Annotated in this window: 18 protein-coding genes; 8 read left to right on the forward strand and 10 right to left on the reverse strand. The window is 63.2% G+C overall.

Features of this window, described 5'->3' with window-relative positions; translation table 11 throughout:
• Positions 1-250: 250 nt before the first annotated feature.
• Positions 251-826 (forward strand): methyl-accepting chemotaxis protein, encoded by a 576-nt coding sequence (locus RLEG4DRAFT_RS04905; protein ID WP_037093255.1) that lies wholly within the window; start codon positions 251-253, stop codon positions 824-826.
• A 57-nt stretch (positions 827-883) separates the two neighbouring features.
• Here RLEG4DRAFT_RS04905 and RLEG4DRAFT_RS04910 read toward each other — a convergent pair whose 3' ends face one another.
• From RLEG4DRAFT_RS04910 to RLEG4DRAFT_RS04945, 8 genes are read right to left on the reverse strand one after another with little or no spacing between them, the layout of a single operon-like run.
• Positions 884-2,329 carry an aldehyde dehydrogenase gene (locus RLEG4DRAFT_RS04910; protein ID WP_003575689.1) on the reverse strand — a complete coding sequence of 482 codons (1,446 nt, stop codon included), beginning with the start codon at positions 2,327-2,329 and terminating at the stop codon, positions 884-886.
• 23 nt (positions 2,330-2,352) lie between these two features.
• A complete protein-coding gene (locus RLEG4DRAFT_RS04915) occupies positions 2,353-3,138 on the reverse strand; it encodes a coniferyl-alcohol dehydrogenase (protein ID WP_003575690.1) in 786 nt (261 codons plus the stop codon).
• 41 nt (positions 3,139-3,179) lie between these two features.
• Positions 3,180-4,205, reverse strand: a complete 1,026-nt coding sequence (locus RLEG4DRAFT_RS04920) for a branched-chain amino acid ABC transporter permease (protein ID WP_003575691.1) — start codon at positions 4,203-4,205, stop codon at positions 3,180-3,182.
• Positions 4,202-5,116: a branched-chain amino acid ABC transporter permease gene (locus RLEG4DRAFT_RS04925; protein ID WP_003575693.1), complete on the reverse strand. Its 915-nt coding sequence runs from the start codon at positions 5,114-5,116 to the stop codon at positions 4,202-4,204. Before RLEG4DRAFT_RS04925 ends, RLEG4DRAFT_RS04920 begins: the two co-directional genes overlap by 4 nt.
• Positions 5,113-5,841, reverse strand: coding sequence for an ABC transporter ATP-binding protein (locus tag RLEG4DRAFT_RS04930; protein ID WP_003575695.1), 729 nt, complete (start codon positions 5,839-5,841; stop codon positions 5,113-5,115). The genes RLEG4DRAFT_RS04925 and RLEG4DRAFT_RS04930 overlap by 4 nt, the downstream gene beginning before the upstream one ends.
• Positions 5,838-6,590 carry an ABC transporter ATP-binding protein gene (locus RLEG4DRAFT_RS04935; protein ID WP_003575697.1) on the reverse strand — a complete coding sequence of 251 codons (753 nt, stop codon included), beginning with the start codon at positions 6,588-6,590 and terminating at the stop codon, positions 5,838-5,840. Before RLEG4DRAFT_RS04935 ends, RLEG4DRAFT_RS04930 begins: the two co-directional genes overlap by 4 nt.
• A 5-nt stretch (positions 6,591-6,595) precedes the next feature.
• Complete coding sequence (locus tag RLEG4DRAFT_RS04940) at positions 6,596-7,915, reverse strand: ABC transporter substrate-binding protein (protein WP_003575699.1); 1,320 nt, start codon at positions 7,913-7,915, stop codon at positions 6,596-6,598.
• A 60-nt stretch (positions 7,916-7,975) separates the two neighbouring features.
• Positions 7,976-9,439 carry an aldehyde dehydrogenase gene (locus RLEG4DRAFT_RS04945; RefSeq protein ID WP_171898179.1) on the reverse strand — a complete coding sequence of 488 codons (1,464 nt, stop codon included), beginning with the start codon at positions 9,437-9,439 and terminating at the stop codon, positions 7,976-7,978.
• Positions 9,440-9,663: 224 nt separating this feature from the next.
• Between RLEG4DRAFT_RS04945 and RLEG4DRAFT_RS04950 the strand changes: the two genes are divergently transcribed.
• The 3 genes from RLEG4DRAFT_RS04950 (at position 9,664) to RLEG4DRAFT_RS04960 (ending at position 11,590) form a co-directional block, all read left to right on the forward strand.
• Positions 9,664-10,563: a helix-turn-helix transcriptional regulator gene (locus RLEG4DRAFT_RS04950; RefSeq protein WP_003575703.1), complete on the forward strand. Its 900-nt coding sequence runs from the start codon at positions 9,664-9,666 to the stop codon at positions 10,561-10,563.
• 183 nt (positions 10,564-10,746) lie between these two features.
• Entirely contained in the window at positions 10,747-11,094 is a 348-nt protein-coding gene (locus tag RLEG4DRAFT_RS04955; RefSeq protein WP_037093439.1) for an ArsR/SmtB family transcription factor, read from the forward strand.
• A complete protein-coding gene (locus RLEG4DRAFT_RS04960; RefSeq protein ID WP_003575707.1) occupies positions 11,087-11,590 on the forward strand; it encodes an SRPBCC family protein in 504 nt (167 codons plus the stop codon). The genes RLEG4DRAFT_RS04955 and RLEG4DRAFT_RS04960 overlap by 8 nt, the downstream gene beginning before the upstream one ends.
• 130 nt (positions 11,591-11,720) lie before the next feature.
• Here RLEG4DRAFT_RS04960 and RLEG4DRAFT_RS04965 read toward each other — a convergent pair whose 3' ends face one another.
• Positions 11,721-13,127 carry an adenylate/guanylate cyclase domain-containing protein gene (locus RLEG4DRAFT_RS04965; RefSeq protein WP_003575710.1) on the reverse strand — a complete coding sequence of 469 codons (1,407 nt, stop codon included), beginning with the start codon at positions 13,125-13,127 and terminating at the stop codon, positions 11,721-11,723.
• Between the two features lie 169 nt (positions 13,128-13,296).
• Positions 13,297-13,782: a MarR family winged helix-turn-helix transcriptional regulator gene (locus tag RLEG4DRAFT_RS04970; RefSeq protein ID WP_003575713.1), complete on the reverse strand. Its 486-nt coding sequence runs from the start codon at positions 13,780-13,782 to the stop codon at positions 13,297-13,299.
• Between the two features lie 198 nt (positions 13,783-13,980).
• Here RLEG4DRAFT_RS04970 and RLEG4DRAFT_RS04975 point away from each other — a divergent pair, with 198 nt between their 5' ends.
• Genes RLEG4DRAFT_RS04975 through RLEG4DRAFT_RS04990 form a run of 4 tightly spaced genes read left to right on the forward strand, consistent with a single transcriptional unit; the run spans position 13,981 to position 19,076 of the window.
• The gene (locus RLEG4DRAFT_RS04975) at positions 13,981-15,564 is read left to right on the forward strand and encodes an AMP-binding protein (protein WP_003575715.1); all 1,584 of its coding nucleotides are present in this window, start codon (positions 13,981-13,983) and stop codon (positions 15,562-15,564) included.
• Positions 15,565-15,608: 44 nt separating this feature from the next.
• Entirely contained in the window at positions 15,609-16,448 is an 840-nt protein-coding gene (locus RLEG4DRAFT_RS04980) for a p-hydroxycinnamoyl CoA hydratase/lyase (protein WP_003575716.1), read from the forward strand.
• Positions 16,449-16,505: 57 nt separating this feature from the next.
• On the forward strand, positions 16,506-17,612 hold the full coding sequence (locus RLEG4DRAFT_RS04985; RefSeq protein ID WP_003575719.1) for an NAD(P)-dependent alcohol dehydrogenase: 1,107 nt from the start codon (positions 16,506-16,508) through the stop codon (positions 17,610-17,612).
• 21 nt (positions 17,613-17,633) lie between these two features.
• A complete protein-coding gene (locus tag RLEG4DRAFT_RS04990) occupies positions 17,634-19,076 on the forward strand; it encodes a coniferyl aldehyde dehydrogenase (protein WP_003575721.1) in 1,443 nt (480 codons plus the stop codon).
• Positions 19,077-19,136: the final 60 nt, after the last annotated feature.

The raw sequence follows: 19,136 nt of genomic DNA on the forward strand, positions 1-19,136 counted from the left end.
AACGGGCCGCCCCGGCATAATCAAAATACGTCGAGCTATCCGTTTCGCGCGCAAAAAATCCGACCGGGGCAGCACCGAAGCACTTTCTTAAGCGTTGGCGCCTTGGATGCAACCGCGCTTGTCACTGTGTGTTGGGCAGCGGCACAGGGTCTAAGGGTACGGGGAATACGACATGGCCCATAGCGGTTGTGCACTTGTGAGCCGCCGCTGGTCTTGCGGTGGCGGTGCATTGCGCTAAGGCCCGGTGTGCATGGTCGAGACAACGAACGGCTCGGGGTGGAATGCGGCGTATCGGGATCGAGTTCCTGACGATCTAGACAGCGTCGAAGCGCCAACCGATCTCAACGATCAGAAAGCCAGATTCTCCGCTGAGATCGCGGCATTGGCGACGGCTGTCCTGGGTGGAGATCTGACGCGGCGGATGAAAGCCGACTACGCCGATCCGGATCTTTCCCGTTCGGCCGCCGTCCTCAATGAGCTGATCATGTCGATCGGCGATAATCTGTCCGATTTCAACGACGCGATGGCCGCTCTCGCCCACGGCGATCTCCATAAAGGCATGCGGGACAAACATCGCGGCGCCTTCGGACAATTGCAGAAGAACTTCAATCTCGCCCTGGTGACGATCCGCACGGTGCTGGGAGAACGGGGTTCAGACCAGTTTGAGGATAAGGCGACGAAATTTCGCCGGATGCTGGCCGGCGTTGGGTGGAACGTCGCTGCTTTCGAAATCCGCGTTTCCGACGAAGAATCGCGGCCAATTCCTTCGCCTCCCCATGATCTATGGCTGAAGCTTGCCGATGCGCTGGATGGGTTTTCGGCCTGAGCACCGGACCGCGCCACAACTGCAATGGCCGTTGTGGCGCGCTGACGCGTTTCGTCGTCAGAAGGGGTAATGCTGGGCGGAATCCTCGACGGTGATCCAGCGAAGGTCGGTGAATTCAGCAATCGCCGCCTTGCCGCCGAAGCGGCCGTAGCCGCTGCCCTTGACGCCGCCGAAGGGCATTTGCGCTTCGTCGTGCACGGTCGGGCCATTGATGTGGCAGATGCCGGATTCGATGCGCGCCGCAACCGCCATCGCCCGCTGGACGTTGCGGCTGAAGACGGCGGATGACAGGCCGTATTCGGTGTCATTGGCGATGCGGATCGCTTCCTCCTCGCCCGAGACGCGAATGATCGGCTTGACCGGGCCGAAGGATTCTTCTGCATAGACGCGCATGTCCGATGTGACGTGATCGAGCAGCGTCGCCTCGACCACGGTGCCGGAGCGCTTGCCGCCGGCCACAAGTTTTGCGCCCTTGGCGGTCGCATCGGCGATGAGCTCTTCCATCTTCTTCGCCGCATCGAGGCTGATCAGCGAGCCGAGAACGACGTGGCCGCGTGGATCGCCGGCCGGGAGCTGGCTGGCGCGGGCGGCCAGCCTGGCGACAAACTGATCGGCGATCGTCTCGTCTATGATGATCCGCTCGGTCGACATGCAGATCTGGCCCTGATGCATGAAGGCGCCAAAAATCGCGGCATTGACGGCGCCGTCGATATCGGCGTCGTCGAGAATGACAAGCGGCGCCTTGCCGCCGAGTTCGAGGAGGGCAGGCTTGAGATATTTGCCGCAGGTCTCGGCGATGATCCTGCCGACCTTCGTCGACCCGGTGAAGTTGACGCGCTTGACGGCGGGATGGGCGATCAGCGCGGCGACGATTTCAGGCGCATCCTCCGGTGCGTTGGTGATGACGTTGAGGACGCCGGCCGGCAGGCCGGCTTCGGTGAGCGCTGTTGCGATCAGCCGATGCGTGCCCGGGCATTGCTCGGATGCCTTGAGGATGACGGTGTTGCCGCAGGCGATCGGCATGGCGATGGCGCGGGTCGCGAGGATGACGGGCGCGTTCCAGGGGGCAATCGCCAGGCAGACTCCGGCGGCCTGGCGAACGCCCATGGCGAGCGTGCCGGGTTTGTCGGAAGGGATGATTTCGCCTGAAATCTGCGTCGTCATGGCGCCGGCCTCGCGCAGGATATTGGCGGCGAGCATGACGTTGAAGCCGGCCCAGGGCGCCGTGGCGCCGGTTTCCTCGATCATTAGCCCGGTGAACTCGCCGACTTTGGAATCCATGATGTCGGCGGCCTTCATCAGGATCGCGCGGCGCTGCCCCGGGCCGGTTTTCGACCAGGCGGTAAAGGCGGCGGCTGCGGCGTCGACGGCGGCTGCGGCATCCTCCAGGCTCGCCGCGGCAGCGCGGCTGGCGAGCTTTTCGGTGAAGGGATCGATCCGGTCATAGGTCCGGCCGTCGGAGGCCGGTCGGTCTGCGCCATTGATCAGCAGGGAAATATTCATCGTGGATCTCCTTTGAGAATTGACTAGAAGCCGAGGACGTCAGCATTGATCAATGCTTCGAGGCCGCCGTCGGCGGCAAGATTGGCGCCGTTGATCCAGCGTCCGCCATCCGAGCAGAGGAAGAGCACGGCGGGCGCGATATCGGCGGCGGTGCCGGCGCGGCCGACGCGGGTAATGTCGCTATCGACCCTGGCATCGCCGAGCACGGCGCGGAACTGTTTGAGGATCGGCGTTTCCACCGGCCCGGGGCTGACCGCATTGACGCGGATGCCGCGCGCTTTGAACAATGGCAGGTGAGCCGCGCGCATGGTCCAGAGCAGCAGCAGCTCCTTGGAAAGCGGATAACCCTCCTCTTCCTTGAGGCCGTGTTCGGCGACAACGGCCGCCACATCCGGAAAGCCGTCGATTGATGTCAGCGATTTCGCCCGTTCGATATTGGCGCGCCAGCCGTAGCCGGCGATCGAGGCGACGTTGACGATGGCGCCGCCTTCGCGCAGGCGGGGTGCCACGGCTTCCGACAGGGCGCGAAGACCGTAGAAATTGACGGCGAGCGTCGAGACGACACCGGTACTGCCGGAAAGGCCAGCGACATTGGCGAGCGCGTCGAGGCGCGCCGGCAACTGCGCGACGATCTCGGCGACACCCGATGGTGTCGATAGATCGCCCTTGATGAAGGCGGAACTTCCGCTGGCCGGTTCGCGCACATCGACGCCGATCACCTCGGCGCCCATCTGGCCGGCCAATTCCGCCGTCCGGGCGCCGATGCCGGAAGCCACTCCGGTCACCAGGATTGTTTTACCAAAAAGCATGAACGTCACCTTTCGCTAAAGAGTCCGGCAGGAAAACCGGCTCATTCTGTCCATTTGATCTTGGTCGGGCCGGGCAATTTCAGCCGGTAGCCGACGGGCAGAAGCTGGAAATCGAAGCGGCGCTCGATTTCGCCCCATAGGCCGCGCGGCAGGTAGAGCGAGAAGATCAGGGCGGTGGCGCCGAGGCCGATCAGGTACCAGACGCCGGCTGCACCGAAGAAGGTCTCGATGACGAAGAACAGGATGGCGCCGAGGATCGCGCCCTCGAACTTGCCGATCCCGCCGACGAGCACCATGAAGATCATGTAGGCCGTCCACTGGACGCTGAAATAGGTCTTCGGCTGGAAAGTCGTCGCAGTCGCCAGCCACAGGCCGCCGGCGATGGCGATGCCGAAGGCGGCAAGCACGAAGAGCAGCCGCTTGGTGGCGATCACCCGCACGCCGACCGAGGTCGCCGCCTCCTCATTGTCGCGGATCGCCTGCATGGCCGCACCCGCGCGGCTGCGCATCAGCACGAAGAGGGCGCCGAGCAGGGCCGCCATGGAGGCGAGCGCAAGCCAGTAGATCGCCGCCCGCCGCGTGCCGCTGTCATAGACATTGAGCGAAATTAGCGAGGTCCCCGTTTCCCCCTGGATGAGCCGGTCGAGGTTGACGAGCAGATGGGCGAGTTCGGCCACGACCCACATGCCGATCGCGAACGAGCCGCCCTTCAGCCGCAGCATGAACAGCGAAAGCGGGATCGACAAGACGCCGGTCACGACCGCTGCGGCAAACAGCGAGACGAAGGGATCGAGCCCCGCATCGGCCAGTCGTATGGTGAAATAGGCGCCGAGGCCGAAGAACACCTGCTGGCCGACCGATACCAGTCCGCCGAAGCCGGCGAGTGCATTCCACATGGCGGCCAGGATCACATAGATGAACAGGGCGGTCATCCGGTCGATCGCACCGGCGCCGAGTACGGCGGGGGCGAAGATCAGCAGCGAGAGAACCGCCGCCATGGAGGTGAGCGCCATCCGCGACGATTTCGTCCAGCGCTCGATCGATATTCCGTTGGAGACGAATGTCATGTCGGGCTCCGAAGACGGGCGCGAAAATTGAGGAACGCGCCGAGCTTATCGAGTTGAGGCATCCCGAACCGAGATAGCCGGACGAAAAGCACCAGCAGGAACACCGCATGGCCGCCGATCAGGAAACCTTGCGGATGCAGCTGCGCGCCGAGCGATTGAGCAAGGCCGAGAACGATGCCGCCGGCAAGCGTGCCCCAGAGCGACCCCGCTCCGCCAATGACAGCCGTCTCGAAAGCAAAGAGAAGCTGCGGGCCGCCGGCATAGGGGCTGAAGGTCGCCCGCATGCCGAGAAAGGCGCCGGCGATCCCGATCGTCACCATGGTGATTGCGGTCGCGACGGCATTGACGCGGCGCGCATCGATGCCGACGAGCCCTGCCGTGTCCGGATCTTCGGACGTGGCGCGGATGGCGCGGCCGAGCGCAAAGCGGCTGAGGAAGAATTGCAGCCCGCCGAGAATGAGGATCGCCGTCACCATCATCATCACCGCAAGCTTGCCGACGAAGTTGTGGCCGGGCAGTTGCCAGGAGGCATAGGAGAGGTTGCCGATGAAGGGCGCCAGCGATCGTGTGTCGGCGCCGAACTGTTCGAACAGCAGGTTGTCGATGACGATCGACAGGCCGAAGGTCGTGAGAATCGGCAGCAGTGTGCCGCCGCGGGCGCTGCGTTCGAGAATGAAGCGCTGCAGCAGCCAGCCGATCAACGCCATGACGGGCAGCACGATCAGCAGGCCGGCGAAAGGCGGAATGCCGGCTTTGGCGGCGAGCAGCCACAGGCCGTAGGCGGCAGCGACCGCCAGGCTGCCATGGGCGAGATTGATGATCCGCATGACGGAAAACATGAAGGACAGGCCGCAGGCGATGACGGCGTAATAACCGCCGAGCAGGAGACCCTGGATCAGGGTGTTGATCATGACACGCTCCTTTCGCCGGCTGCCCGGTGCAATCCGAAATAGGCGTTGGTGACATCAGCGCGCGCGACGGCGGCTGCCGGCCTGTCGAGGACGATGCGTCCCTCCAGCATGCAGATGATCCGGCTTGCGACACCCATGGCGCGGGCAAGATCCTGCTCGACGAGCACGATTGTCGTTCCCGAGGTCAGCAATGCCTGCAGCTGGGCGTAGACGCGGTCGACGACCAAAGGCGAAAGCCCGAGCGAGACCTCGTCCAGCAGCAGAATATCCGGGTTGCTCATCAGCGCCCGGCCGATCGCGGTCGCCTGCTGCTCGCCGCCGGAGAGGTGGCCGGTTTTGGCGTGACGGCGGGGTTTGAGGTTGGGGAAGGCGTCAAGCACGCGATCGATGCTCCACTCGCCCTTGCGGCCGCAGCTCTTTCCGAGAAGCAGGTTCTCTTCGACAGTCATCTGCGAAAACAGGCGCCGGCCTTCCGGCACCAGAGCGATGCCCTTGGCGATCCGTTTGTGCGACGGGATGGCAGCCAGATCTTCATCGTTGAGAAGGATCTGGCCGGAGGAGGGAAGGTGGGCTCCGGCGATCGACCTCAGCAGCGTCGTCTTGCCCGCACCGTTGGCGCCGACCAGTGCCAGCACCTCGCCCTTGGCGATATCGAAACTGACCCCGCGCACCGCCTGCAGCAGGCCGTGGCGAACGTCGAGGTTGCGGATGGAGAGAAGGCTCATGCGGGTGTGCCTCCGAGATAGGCCTTGACCACTTCAGCGTCGCTCATGACCGTTTTCGGTTCGCCATCGGCGATGATCCTGCCGGCATCCATGCAGATCAGCCGTTCCGCCACCTGCAGCAGGATATGAACGATATGCTCGATCCAGACGATGCCGATGCCGCGACGGCGCAATTCGAGGATGGTTTCCACCAGTTCGCTCGCCTCGCCATCGGTCAGGCCGCCGCCGATCTCGTCGAGCAGCAGCAGCCTCGGCTGCGTGGCAAGCGCACGCGCAAGCTCCAGACGTTTGCGATCGAGAAGACCGAGTGTGTCGGCCTGGCGGTTGGCGACGCCGAGCATGCCGCAGAGCGAAAGCGAATCCACCACGCGCTCATAGGCCTCGTCGCGGCTTGCCGCATTGCCATGCGATGCGGCGACGAAGACGTTTTCGAAGGTCGTCATGCCGCTGAAGGGTTTGGGAATCTGATGGGTGCGGACGAGCCCCGACCGGCAGCGTTCCGCCGCCGTCCGGCTCGTGACATCGACGCCGTCGAAGGTGATGCTTCCCGCACTCGGCGGGAAGGCGCCGGCAAGCACTGAGAGCAGCGTCGACTTGCCCGCACCGTTCGGCCCAACGATACCGACCGCCTCGCCATCGCCCATGGAGAAATTGAGGTTCTCCAGCACGACGAGGGCGCCGAACTGCTTGTGGATCCCTTTGGCCGAGAGAAAGGCTCCTCCCGGCCGATTTTGAGCTTCCTGCCGCACTTTGGTTATCCGTTGTAAGCGGTAAGCTTGGCGCCGACCGGGACATTGGGATCCGTGGCGTTCTCGGTGACGACGTAGTCGAGCGCGAATTTCGAGCCCTCCGCCGCCTTCACCCATTGCGTGCCGATGATCGGCCCGGGCGAGACATTGGCGACGGGACCGCTGGTGAAGTCGACCTTGCCGGCGATCGTCGTCGTCTTCAGCGTTGCCAAGGCCTTGGCCACCGCCTCCTTGCTCTTGGCGTCGGTGCTGGCTTTCAACACATCGAAGCCGGCGTCGAGGAGCGCAAGGCTGGCGCCGAGCTGCTGCGTCCATTGCTTGCCGCTTGCGGCTTCATAACCGTCGGCGAGTTCGGTTCCGGAGACGCCGGTCAGCGTGGATTTGTAGGGGAAGGCCTTGTGCCAGTAAGCGGCGCTGCCGATGTTCAAGCCAAGATCGCCGAGCGCCTCTATGTCGGAAGGAAACAGGCCGGTCTTCGCCACCTGGCAGATCTTGATCTGCTGGGTGAGGCCCTGCTGTGCCGCTTGACGCCAGAAGGCGGCGAAGTCGGGCGGGATCGGGAAAGAGTTGAAGATCTCGACGCCCTCCTGCCGGAAAAGGGCGATCTGCGCGGTAAAGTCGGTGGTTCCGGTTTCATAGGCGCCGGGATCGACGATGGTGAAGCCCGCCTTGGCAAGTGCGGGCGCCAGATGGGTGCGGATCGCATTGCCGTCGGCATCGTTGGGATACATGACGCCGACCTTCTTGTTGGTCTCGATCAGGTTCCACTGCGAGACATAGGCCTTGTGGAACTCTTCGACCCCGAAGCCGAAATGATAGGTCCACTTGAACGGCGAAGGCGCGCCGGGCTTGGCGCCGCGGCCGAAATACCAGGCTTCCCAGGGCATGACGGTCGACAGGCAGGGGATGCCAGCCGCTTCACAGGCGTCGGCCACCGGATTGATGGTTTCGGGGGTGGAGACGGCGAGCATCAGGTCGATCGCCTGGTTGTTGATCAGGTCCTTGGCCAGCTGGCCGGCGCGCGAGGGGTCGGACTGGGTGTCCTGATCGAGGATCTCGACCTTCCAGGTCTTGCCGCCCGCCTGCAAGCCGTTCGCCAGCGCCTTGCGCGCCAGATCGAGCACGTAGCCGTCGGTCTCGCCGAAGCCGCCTAGGGGGCCGGTGCGCGGGCTGATGAAGCCGACCTTCAACGTATCGCCACCTTGGGCGAAAACCGTGCGGCCGGAAAGCGCCAGCGCCGCGCTGCCTGCGGCCGCCGATGCGATGAAAGAGCGGCGGGTGAGAGACGCCGTCTTGAGTTTTCCATTGCGGAAAAGGCCGTTCATGAAATCAATCCTCCGTTTGGGCCTCCCAGCCCGTTCCCATTATTCTCGGCCGATCCGAATTCAGATCGGGTATTGCCGTTTTCCCGATGCCATGGTGACCCATCTGAGCTCGGTGAATTCATCGATCGCGGCCTTGCCGCCGAAGCGGCCATAACCGCTTGATTTGACCCCGCCGAACGGCATTTGCGGCTCGTCGGAAACCGTGGCTTCATTGATGTGGCAGATGCCGGATTCGAGCCGCATGGCGATGGCCATCGCCGCATTGACATCGGCGCTGAAAACCGCCGCCGACAGCCCGTATTCATTGTCGTTGGCAACCGTCACCGCCTCGTCGACGCTGCCGACCCGGATGATCGCCGCGACCGGCCCGAAGCTCTCCTCGCGGTAGATGCGCATGGCAGGCGTGACGTGATCGATGACCGTCGCATCCATCAGCGTGCCATGGGCTTCGCCGCCGCAGACGAGGGTCGCGCCCTTCTGGAAGGCATCATCGATCAGCGATCTGACACGGCGCACGGCTTCGGCGTTGATCAGCGTGCCGAGCGGCGTGTTGCCGTCGCCGGGGTGGCCCGCTACGAGGGTTTCGGCCTTCGTCCGGAATTTGCCGACGAAGCCGTCGGCGATCTCGTCCATCAGGATGATCCGCTCGGTGGACATGCAGATCTGGCCCTGGTTCATGAAGGCGCCGAACGCGGCGGCACCAACCGCCTCGTCGATATCGGCGTCGGCAAGGACGATGAAGGGTGCCTTGCCGCCGAGCTCGAGCAGGCAGCGCTTCAGGTGCCTTGCCGCCGTTTCGGCGATGATCCTGCCGACGCGGGTGGAGCCGGTGAAATTGATACGGCGCACGGCGGGATGGGCGATCAGCGCATCGACGACTGCAGCGGCTTCACTCGGCGCATTGGAGACGACATTGACGACGCCGCGAGGGAAACCGGCATCCCGCAGGACGTCGCCGATCAGGCCATGGGTCTTCGGGCAGAGTTCGGAGGCCTTGAGGACGACGGTGTTGCCGCAGGCAAGCGGCATGGCGACTGCGCGGGTGCCAAGAATAATCGGCGCATTCCACGGGGCGATGCCGACGCAGACCCCGGCCGGCTGACGCACCGCCATGGCGAGGCTTCCAGGAATGCCTGACGGAATGAGCTCGCCCGATATTTGCGTGGTCATCGCCGCCGCCTCGCGAAGAATATCTGCGCCGAGCCCGCAATTGATCGCTGCCCATTGTGCCGTGGCGCCGGTTTCGCCGGTCATGGCGGCGATGAGTTCGGGGGTCCTGATATCGAGAATATCGGCGGCGGCGTTCAGCAGTCTGCGCCTTTCGCCCGGGCCGGTCTGCGACCAGCCGGGAAAAGCCGCCGCGGCCGCATTGGCCGCCCGCCTCATGTCGGCTACGGATCCTGCCGAAGCGATCGTTGCGACATCGCCGGTCAGCGGATCGATGCGTTCGAAGGTGGCCCCCTCGGAAGCATCCATCGCCTCGTTGTTGATCATCAGTTTTGCCGAAAACACTGTTTTACCCACTCGCCATTTACCGGCGTTTGCATTGTTGCCATGGGAGAAAACGAGCCGACGCCACGGCCCAAAGGCCGCCTGAGCGTTCCTGCGTCTGTCGGAGTGCCTCCTCCCAAAGGCTGATGAAGGTAAGGTTACGCCGATCGATTTCGGATGGAATGCGATTTACTGGGTTAATATTGTAATTATCCGGTGATTGCCGCAATATTTGGCAGGCGAACGGAGGAGAGGCCTTGGCGACGGACGGAGGCATTCATCACTATGCCAGGGGCGAGTGGCACGCACCGCCGCTGTCGCACCGGCGCATCCGTTTCCAAAAAGGGTTGTATGCCGATTTCCACCATTTCCTGCTGCTCGGCGAAGGGGCGGCCGAGCTTCATTTCGACAATGGCGAAGATAGGCCCTTGCAGGGGCCGCTGCTTGCCTTCCTGCCGCCACAGGCGCGCTGCGACCTGTCGATCGGAGCCGGAACCGCGGCCCATTTGGTCGGGGTGTCGACGCAGATCATGGTCGATGCGATCGGCGACAAGGTGGAATCCTATTCGCTGCGCATCTTCACCGAACAGCGCAAGCTGGTCGAGGCAGTGGATCCCGCGCTGGTGGCCGAAATCAGCCCGCTGATTTCGGGCTTCGTGCGGGAGCTCGGTGATCCCTCCCGCTCCTCCTGGATGGTCGCATCGGCCTATATCAGGCTGATCCTGATGACGCTGTGGCGCGGTTCCGACGGCGAGAGAAACGAGCCGCGCGGGCAGGGCGAAACCGGATCGATCCTGCAGCGCTATCGCCAGCTGGTCGAGGCCGGCTTCCGCCGGCACCGGCCGATCAGCGATTATGCCGCGGAATTGGGCGTCACTGCCGACCGGCTGCATTCGATCTGCCAAAGGACGCTCGGCCGCTCGCCGATCCAACTTCTGCACGAGCGCGTGGTCCAGGAGGCCAAGCTAAGACTGGAGCGCTCGGCCCGCAATATCCAGGAAATCTCCGACAGCCTCGGCTTCCGCGACCCGACCTATTTCAGCCATTTCTTCAAGCGCAAGACCGGCCTCTCCCCCGCCGGCTATCGCGAAATAGCCCGGGCGTCGGCTGGGTCGGGAAATAGTATGCTGTCTTCGGGCTATGCGGATTGGCCTTAAGCTCTGGCATCATCAAAGCAATAGCTTGCGCAATCTTGAGTCACAAATCATGCAGCTGTCGGCCCGCGCTAGGCGATTTTTTGCTGCCGGCGCCGCGGCGCATGACCTCGGATGACCGATCCACGGCAGGGAAAGTTCCGGACGCTTGCGCTTCCTGCGCGAGCAGGTTATACACTGAACTATATGGTTCAGTATGGAAGTCCTCCCCTCGATCTCTCGTTCGCGGCGCTGTCCGATGCGACCCGCCGCGGGATCATCGATCAGCTTGGGCAAGGGAACGCGTCGATCACCAGTCTCGCGGATAAGTTCCAGATGACGCTGACCGGCATGAAGAAGCATGTCCAGGTTCTCGAGCGAGCGGGGCTCGTCGTCACGCAGAAGGTCGGACGGGTGAGAACCTGCAGGCTTGGGAAACGCGGCCTCGAGGCGGAGGCCGAGTGGATCGAGGCGCACCGCAAGCTCTTCGAGGCCCGTTTCGAAGCATTGGACGAAATCATCAGTGAAATGAAACAGGAGGGAAGCGATGACTGAGCAAGTTAACAGAACAGGTGGTCCGCAGAACCGCACGTCAGTCGAGCGCAGAGGGGATCGCGAACTCGTGGTAACCCGGACATTCAATGCGCCGCCGAGCACAGTTTACAAGGCTTGGAGCCAGCCCGAGCTGTTCCAGCGCTGGTGGGTGCCAAAATCCGTATCCGGCGTTTCGCTCGTATCATGCGATATGGACGTCCGTACCGGCGGCAAATATCGGCTGGAATTCGGCGCCGTCGATTCCGACACCATGGCCTTCTATGGCAAATATCTCGAGGTGGTGCCGAACGAGCGCATCGTCTGGACCAACGACGAGGGCGAAGAGGGCGCGATCACGACCGTGACCTTCGAGGACCAAGGCGGGAGGACCCTACTGACTTTCCGCGAAGTCTATCCATCCAAGGAGGCGCTAGAGGAAGCACTGCAGGGTTCGGCGGCCGCATTGCCGGAGCAGTTGGAGCAGCTCGACGAATTGGTTTCCAGCCTGGGCGAATAGGGAAGTGATTCCACCGGCCTTTCTGGCCGGAAGGAGTGCGCAAAGCAGTCTATCCTTCGACAACGAAAAAGTTCGCTTCGGCCCCTTAGCAGAAACCGCGAAGGCTGGCTTGACGTTGACGAGCAGACGGTCACGAGAGGGCGAAGATTCTGACCTCTCTCCCGATGCCTTGAAGTTCCGCCATCCGGGAGGCGGAGGTGATGCCGCTGTCACGCAGGATGTCCGAAACCTGGGCATCCCCAACGATCGCCTCCGTCGTCATGATCACATTGGGATCGGCAAGGCCCTGGACGCGGGAGGCGATGTTGACGGTCTGGCCGAAATAGTCCTGCCGGTCGTTCAGGTTGACTGCGAGGCATGGTCCCTCATGGATGCCGATCTTCAGGAGAAGATCGTCGCTGCCATGTTCGGCATTCAGCCGAAGCATCGCTTCGCGCATCTTGAGCGCGGCCGCCACCGCGCGGTCCGGGCTCGGAAAGGTCGCCATCACGGCATCGCCTATGGTCTTGACGACGGCTCCGGCCTCTGTGGCGACGATCTCGTGAAGAACCCTGAAATGCGCCCGCACCAGATCGAAGGCAGCGAGATCTCCGACGCGCTCGTAAAGCGCGGTCGAGCCCCTCAAGTCGGTGAAGAGGAACGTCAGGCTGGTGATCTTGAGGCGCTGGTCGACGTCGAGCGTGTCTGTCCGATAGATGTCGCGGAAGCTCTGGTTCGTCAGCAGGCGCTTGGCCGTCAGGAAGGCGCGTCTGCGGCCCAGTATGTCGTGCAGTTCGTCTCCGGCGACACAGACGTTCGGCACCACTCTGCGATCGGTGTGGTTTTCGAGCGTGAGCCGCAGCGAGCCCGGACGCAGGGTTAGCGTTTCGTTCAGCGCATGCCCGTGACGAATGACCATCGAGAGGGTTTGACGTTCGTCGGTGGGCTCACCCTGCACGTCGATGAATTGCGCCGCGTGCGTCACCGCATCGAAGATGATGACAAATTGCGCCGGCAATTGCAGCGAGACAAAAGCCTTTTCGCCCGGATCCAGCTCGATCATCTCCAGCTGGATGCGTTTAAACCGCGCTTCGAGATCGTCAGGCAGGTCGACTCCGGAGCTGAAGAAGATCTGGCGGTAATATTCGAGCGGCGGCAACCGATCGGGATCGTGGGCGGCGATCCTGCGCACTCTCGGACTGACCGTGAACGTCACCTCGACCATCTCGTCGAGGGTCGGCTGGTATCCGGCCGCGCAGAGCGCGCAATGATAGGTGTCCTGGTCGACGGTTTTCAGGGTCGCACCGCTGTCGAGGACGCCGCCGCATCCCGGGCAAAGCACATTCCAGGTCATCTCGAACGCGCCTATGCGGGCTGCATGCAGAAACGCTGCGATGGTTTTTTCCTGATCGAGATGATGCGCATCGGCGAAGGCGAGCACATTGATGCGATTGAGATCGCGATCCGAGCCATGCAGGACGACATTTTCGATGCACTCGACCGTCTGCGGGTCAGCCGCCTGTCTCAGGGAGGCAAAAAGCACGTCCAGTTCGCTCATAACAAGTCTCCGTGCGCATAACCCACGGCGGACGACGCCAGGGCCGGGATCATAACACGGGAATTTCCGAATAGAAATCTATGGATGCTGCCCGCTTCCCGACTACCTGATTGTCCATATTGAGCGCCGACGATATCTCGGCCGCTTCGGGCCGGAGCGAAGGCGGGTTTCACTTCGCCTTATATATCCGCTTCAGTGCGACCAGCAGGCCATCCATTTCGTCGGGCGAAAACAGATCGATGAAACGCTGTTCGTGCCTGTCGATCAGTTCGCGCGCTTGCGCGAGCATCGCGCGTCCGGCCTCCGTCAGATGCAGTTCCTGGCGCCGGCGGTCTGCGGCTGAAGGCCGGCGCTCGATCAGGTTGCGGGCTGCCAGCCGGTTGACGAGGGCCATCATCGTCGCCCGGTCGGTGCCGAGCGTGTTGGCAAGGTCGATCTGCGATGCGCCAGGATTGCCGGCGGCGAGTTCCATCACCGCGAGCTGCTTCTGCGTCAGCGCCAGCTCCTCCATGGTTTCGGCGAAGTCGCGATAGATAGCGACATGCGCCATGCGCAGATGAAAGCCGAGGAGATCGCCGAGCCGGCCGATGTCGAGCGGCGGCGTTGCGGCGGCCTCCTCGTCCTCCAAATCGTCCTGGGGTGCTTTCCTGGTCATCGTTCGTCTCGCCTCGCTCAGGCGCCATAACCATCAAAATCAGCGGGTTAGTCAATATCGGCGGTGGCAATATTTCCCGCGCCCGTTCGAATGATCGGATCGCCGTAAACGGCTCTTGCATATCCGGGAAAAGATATTAGTATGTGTTACATACAAATTTGATGCCTGCTGTGGGAGCGGTGGGCATGGGAGGAGAATATGGCACAATCCTTTTCCGGGATGGCTTCGCCGGCGGATTGCGGGCTGGTGACGGATGATCCGATCCTTTACCGCGCCCGCCTCGCGCCGGATCGTCTGGCGCTGTTCGAGATCGCCACCGGCCGCCAACTCACCTACGCCGAGCTCGATGCCCGGATCGCCCGTTGCGCCGGCCTCCTGAGCGATATGTTGGGGGCGCGGCGGGACGGAGCGCGGGTCGCCATGCTGGCGCGCAACTCGATGGATGCGATCGTGCTGGCCTTTGCCTGCCAGCGTGCCGGCGCCATCTACGTGCCGCTCAACTGGCGCCTCAACGCCGCCGAGCTTCGGCCGATCCTTGCCGATTGTGCCCCGGCGCTCCTGGTCCACGACGAGGAGTTTTCGGCTGATGTGGCGAGCCTTGCGGACGCCCATCCCAATATGGCGGCGATCTCGACGGCCGATGGTCCGGCCGGCCTCGCTGCGCGGATCGAAGCGAGCCTTCCGGCTGCTCCGTTGCCGGCCGATGCAGATGGACCTTGCGTGCTTCTCTACACCTCGGGCACAACGGGACAGCCGAAGGGCGTCGTCATCACCCGCCGCAACGCCCTCTTCGCCGCCATCAATTTTTCCTTTGTCGGGGAGATCGGGCCTGAAACCGTCGCTCTGTGCGACCTGCCGTTCTTCCACACCATCGGCCTGATTGCGGTGGCGCGCACCACATTGATGCTGGGCGGCACGCTTGTCGTCTCCGACCGCTTCACCCCAGCGCGAACGCTCGCAGCCCTTGCAGACCGGCAGCGCGCCATCAGCCATTATTTCGCGGTGCCGCAGATCGCACTCGCCTTGCGCAGCGACCCCGCCTATAGCGCCGCGGCTCTTTCCGGCCTGCACGCGCTTTTTGTCGGCGGTGCTCCGCTGACGCAGGTGCTGATCGAAAGCTATCTCGCCGATGGCGTCGCGCTGGTCAACGGTTACGGCATGAGCGAGGCAGGAACAGTGCTGCACGTGCCGATCGACCGGCGCGCAGTGCAGGACAATCCCGGCAGCGTCGGTCTCCCGGCGCCCCTGCTCGACATCCGCATCGTCGACGAAGAGGGCCGTGACGTCGGAGAAGGCGGGATCGGCGAACTCTGGCTGCGCGGGCCGGCGGTGACGCCGGGCTACTGGAACAAGCCGCTTGAAACCGCCGCCGCCTTCACCGACGGCTGGTATCGCACCGGCGATCTCGGAAGGCGCGAAGCCAACGGTTTCTATCGCATCGTCGACCGGCTGAAGGACATGTATATCAGTGGCGGCGAGAATGTTTATCCCGCCGAGGTCGAAGCCGCGCTCGCAAGTCATCCCGATATTCTCGACGTCGCAGTCGTCGGAATTCCCGATGCCAGGTGGGGCGAATGCGGAATCGCCTATGTCGTGCTGCGGCCGGGTGCTGCGGCAACGGGCGAGGCGATCGCTGGCCATTGCGCCGCAAGGCTTGCCGCCTTCAAGCGCCCGGCGCGCATCTTCTTCGTCGAAACCATTCCCCGCACAGCCTCCGGAAAGGTGCAGAAACATGTTCTGCGCCAGCTGCATTCCGAAGAAACCTTTCAACAAAAGGCCTGATCAAGCGGCCCCGGCATTCATGCCGAAACCAATGGAGTGACCCCATGACTGAAAAGAACGAGACTGAAAACCAATCGGCGGTTCTTGTCGACTTCGACAACGGCATCGCCTTCGTGACCCTCAACCGTCCTGAAAAGCGCAATGCGATGAACCCGGCTCTCAATGCCCGGATGCTCGAGGTGCTCGACGAACTCGAGGGTGACGCGCGCTGCGGTGTGCTCGTCCTGCGCGGTGCCGGGCAATCCTGGTCGGCCGGCATGGATCTCAAGGAATATTTTCGCGACAATGACGGCAAGCCGCGCGATGCCACCCTGAAGGCGCGGCGCCAGTCCGGCAACTGGTGGAGCCGGCTGATGTATTTCGAAAAGCCGACGATCGCCATGGTCAACGGCTGGTGCTTCGGCGGCGCCTTCACGCCGCTGGTTTCCTGCGATCTTGCAATCGCCGCCGAGGAGGCGAATTTCGGCCTCTCCGAGATCAACTGGGGAATCCTGCCGGGCGGCAATGTCACCCGCGCGGTCGCCGAGGTGATGCGCCATCGCGATGCCCTCTACTACATCATGACCGGTGAACTGTTCGGCGGGCGCAAGGCGGCGGAAATGGGTCTCGTCAACGAGGCCGTGCCGCTCGCCGATCTCGAAACCCGCGTCCGCAAGATCTGCGCGAGCCTGCTCGAAAAGAACCCGGTGACGCTGAAGGCCGCCAAGGACACCTACAAGCGCGTGCGCAACCTGCCATGGGATCTCGCCGACGATTACATCTACGCCAAGCTAGAACAGATGCTGTTTCTCGACAAAACCAAGGGGCGCGACGAGGGGCTGAAACAGTTCCTCGACGACAAGACCTATCAGCCGGGGCTCGGCGCCTACAAGCGCGGCAGTTGAAGGTATGGCCCGGCACGCCGGGCCGTTTGAGGGCTGATCATCGGGAGGAGGAAAACAATGAAAATCCATGCCGCAGTGGCGCGTGCGCCGCATATGCCGCTTTCGCTGGAAAGTCTGGATCTGGAGGAGCCGCGCGAGGGGGAAATCCTGGTGCGCGTCGTTGCCACCGGGGTTTGCCACACCGATATCGTCATGCGCGACCAGCACCTGCCGGTGCCGCAGCCGGTGGTGCTCGGCCATGAAGGTGCTGGTATCGTCGAGCGCGTCGGGCCGGGCGTTGCCAAGGTGAAGCCTGGCGATCACGTGGTCATGACCTTCAATTCCTGCGGTCATTGCCCGAGCTGCAACGATCACGAGGAGACCTATTGCCACGAATTCTTCCCGCGCAATTTCTTCGGTGCGCGCGCAGATGGTTCGAGCGGGCTCTCCTATCGAGGGGAACGCGTTCACGGCAATATTTTCGGACAGTCCTCTTTCGCCAGCCACGCGCTCTGCCATGAGCGCAATATCGTGAAAGTGCCGAGCGATGCCGATCTCACGCTGCTCGGGCCGCTCGCCTGCGGCATCCAGACCGGCGCGGGTGCTGTGATGAATGCGCTCAAGGTTGAACCGGGAAAGATGATCGCGGTCTTCGGCATGGGTTCGGTCGGTCTTGCCGCCGTCATGGCGGCAAGGATCGTCGGCGCCTCCAAAATCATCGCCGTCGACATCAACGAGACGCGGCTGGCGCTTGCCGCCGAACTCGGCGCGACCGATATCGTCAACGGCAAGTCGGGCGACGCGGTTGTCGCGATCATGGCGCTGACCGTCGCCGGCGTCGATTATGCGATCGATGCCTCCGGCGTGCCTGCCGTGATCGATCAATGCGTACGGGTGCTCGCGCCGCGCGGCACCTGCGGCATCGTCGGCGCTTCGCCTCACGGGGCGACGCTGACGCTCGACCTCACCCATATCCTGTCTGGCGGACGCCGGGTGCGCGGCATCGTCGAGGGCGATTCCAATCCCGATGTGCTGATCCCTCTGCTGATCGACCTTCACAGACAGGGCCGCTTTCCCTTCGACAGGCTCGTTACCTTCTACGATTTCGCCGACATCAACCGGGCGGTGGAGGATTCGGAAAAAGGCATCGTGCTGAAACCGGTCGTGCGCCAGCCGGCCGCCTGACACCGTTCAAGGGAGGAAACAATGAACACCGTCACCCCGATCACCGCCACCGATACCAGCGCCGATGCCATGAAGGCTCTGCTTAGCCGGCAAAGAATGTCTTTCCTTACGGAAGGGCCGCCAAGCATTGAAACCCGCATCGATCGCATCGACCGCGTCATCGCCCTTCTCGTCGACAACAAGGACGCGATTGCCGCGGCGCTCTCGGAGGATTTCGGCAGCCGCAGTGTCGAGGCGAGCCTGCTTCTCGACGTCTTCACCTGCGTCGGTTCGCTCAAATATGCCAAGGCCCATCTCGCCGAATGGCTGAAGCCGGAAGAACACGAGGCACGGTTCCCCGATGCGGTCGCCAAAGTGGTCTATCAGCCGAAAGGCGTTGTCGGAATCCTCAGCCCCTGGAATTTCCCCTATCAGCTCGCCCTTGCGCCGCTTGCCGGCATTCTCGCCGCCGGCAATCGGGCCATGATCAAACCGTCGGAGGTGACACCGGCTTCATCAGCGCTGATGGCGGAACTCATCGCTCGCGCCTTCGACGAAGCGGAGATCGCGGTTGTGCAGGGCGGACCGGCCACTGGCACGGCCTTCACATCACTTGCTTTCGACCACCTGATCTTCACCGGCGGCACCGCGGTCGCCCATCACGTCATGCGCGCGGCGGCGGAAAACCTGACGCCGCTGACGCTCGAGCTCGGCGGCAAGTCGCCTGTTATCGTCGGCCGCTCGGCCGATCTGGCAGATGCGGCGCGGCGCGTCATGACGGTCAAGACGCTGAACGCCGGCCAGATCTGCCTGGCGCCGGATCATGTCTACGTGCCGGCGGAAAGCGTCGAAGCCTTTGCCGAACATGCGGTGGCGGCGGTCGCCGCAATGTATCCGACGCTGAAGGAAAATCCGGATTACACTTCGATCGTCAATGGCCGCCATCATGCCCGCGTCCAGGGCCTGGTCGACGACGCCAGGGCCAAGGGCGCCCGTATCGTCGAGATCAATCCGGCGGGAGAGAGTTTTTCGCAGCAACCGACCCATCGCATGCCGCCGATCCTGATCCTCGATCCCACCGAAGATATGCGTGCGCTGCAGGAGGAAATCTTCGGGCCGGTGCTGCCGGTTCTTGCCTATCGCGATATCGCCGACGTCATCGATCGCATCAACGCCCGGCCGCGGCCGCTCGCTCTCTATTATTTCAGCCAGGATGGCGAAGAGGAGCGCCGCGTTCTCGACAATACGACGTCCGGCGGGGTGACGGTCAACGACTGCATGAGCCACGTCACGGCCGAAGGCCTGCCTTTCGGCGGCGTCGGCCACTCCGGCATGGGCGCCTATCACGGCAAGTTCGGTTTCCTCACCTTCTCGCATCCGCGCGCCGTCTATCGCCAGAGCAAGATGGTGGAGGCGGAATATATGATGCGGCCGCCCTTTGGCGAGGCGATGCGCGGCTTTCTGGCCGGGGCGATCTGCAAGTAACGCAGGCCCGGCGGGCCATGCCGGCATTGGCCTGGGGCAGCGGAACGCGCTGCAACCATC

The organism is Rhizobium leguminosarum bv. trifolii WSM2297, assembly GCF_000271845.1.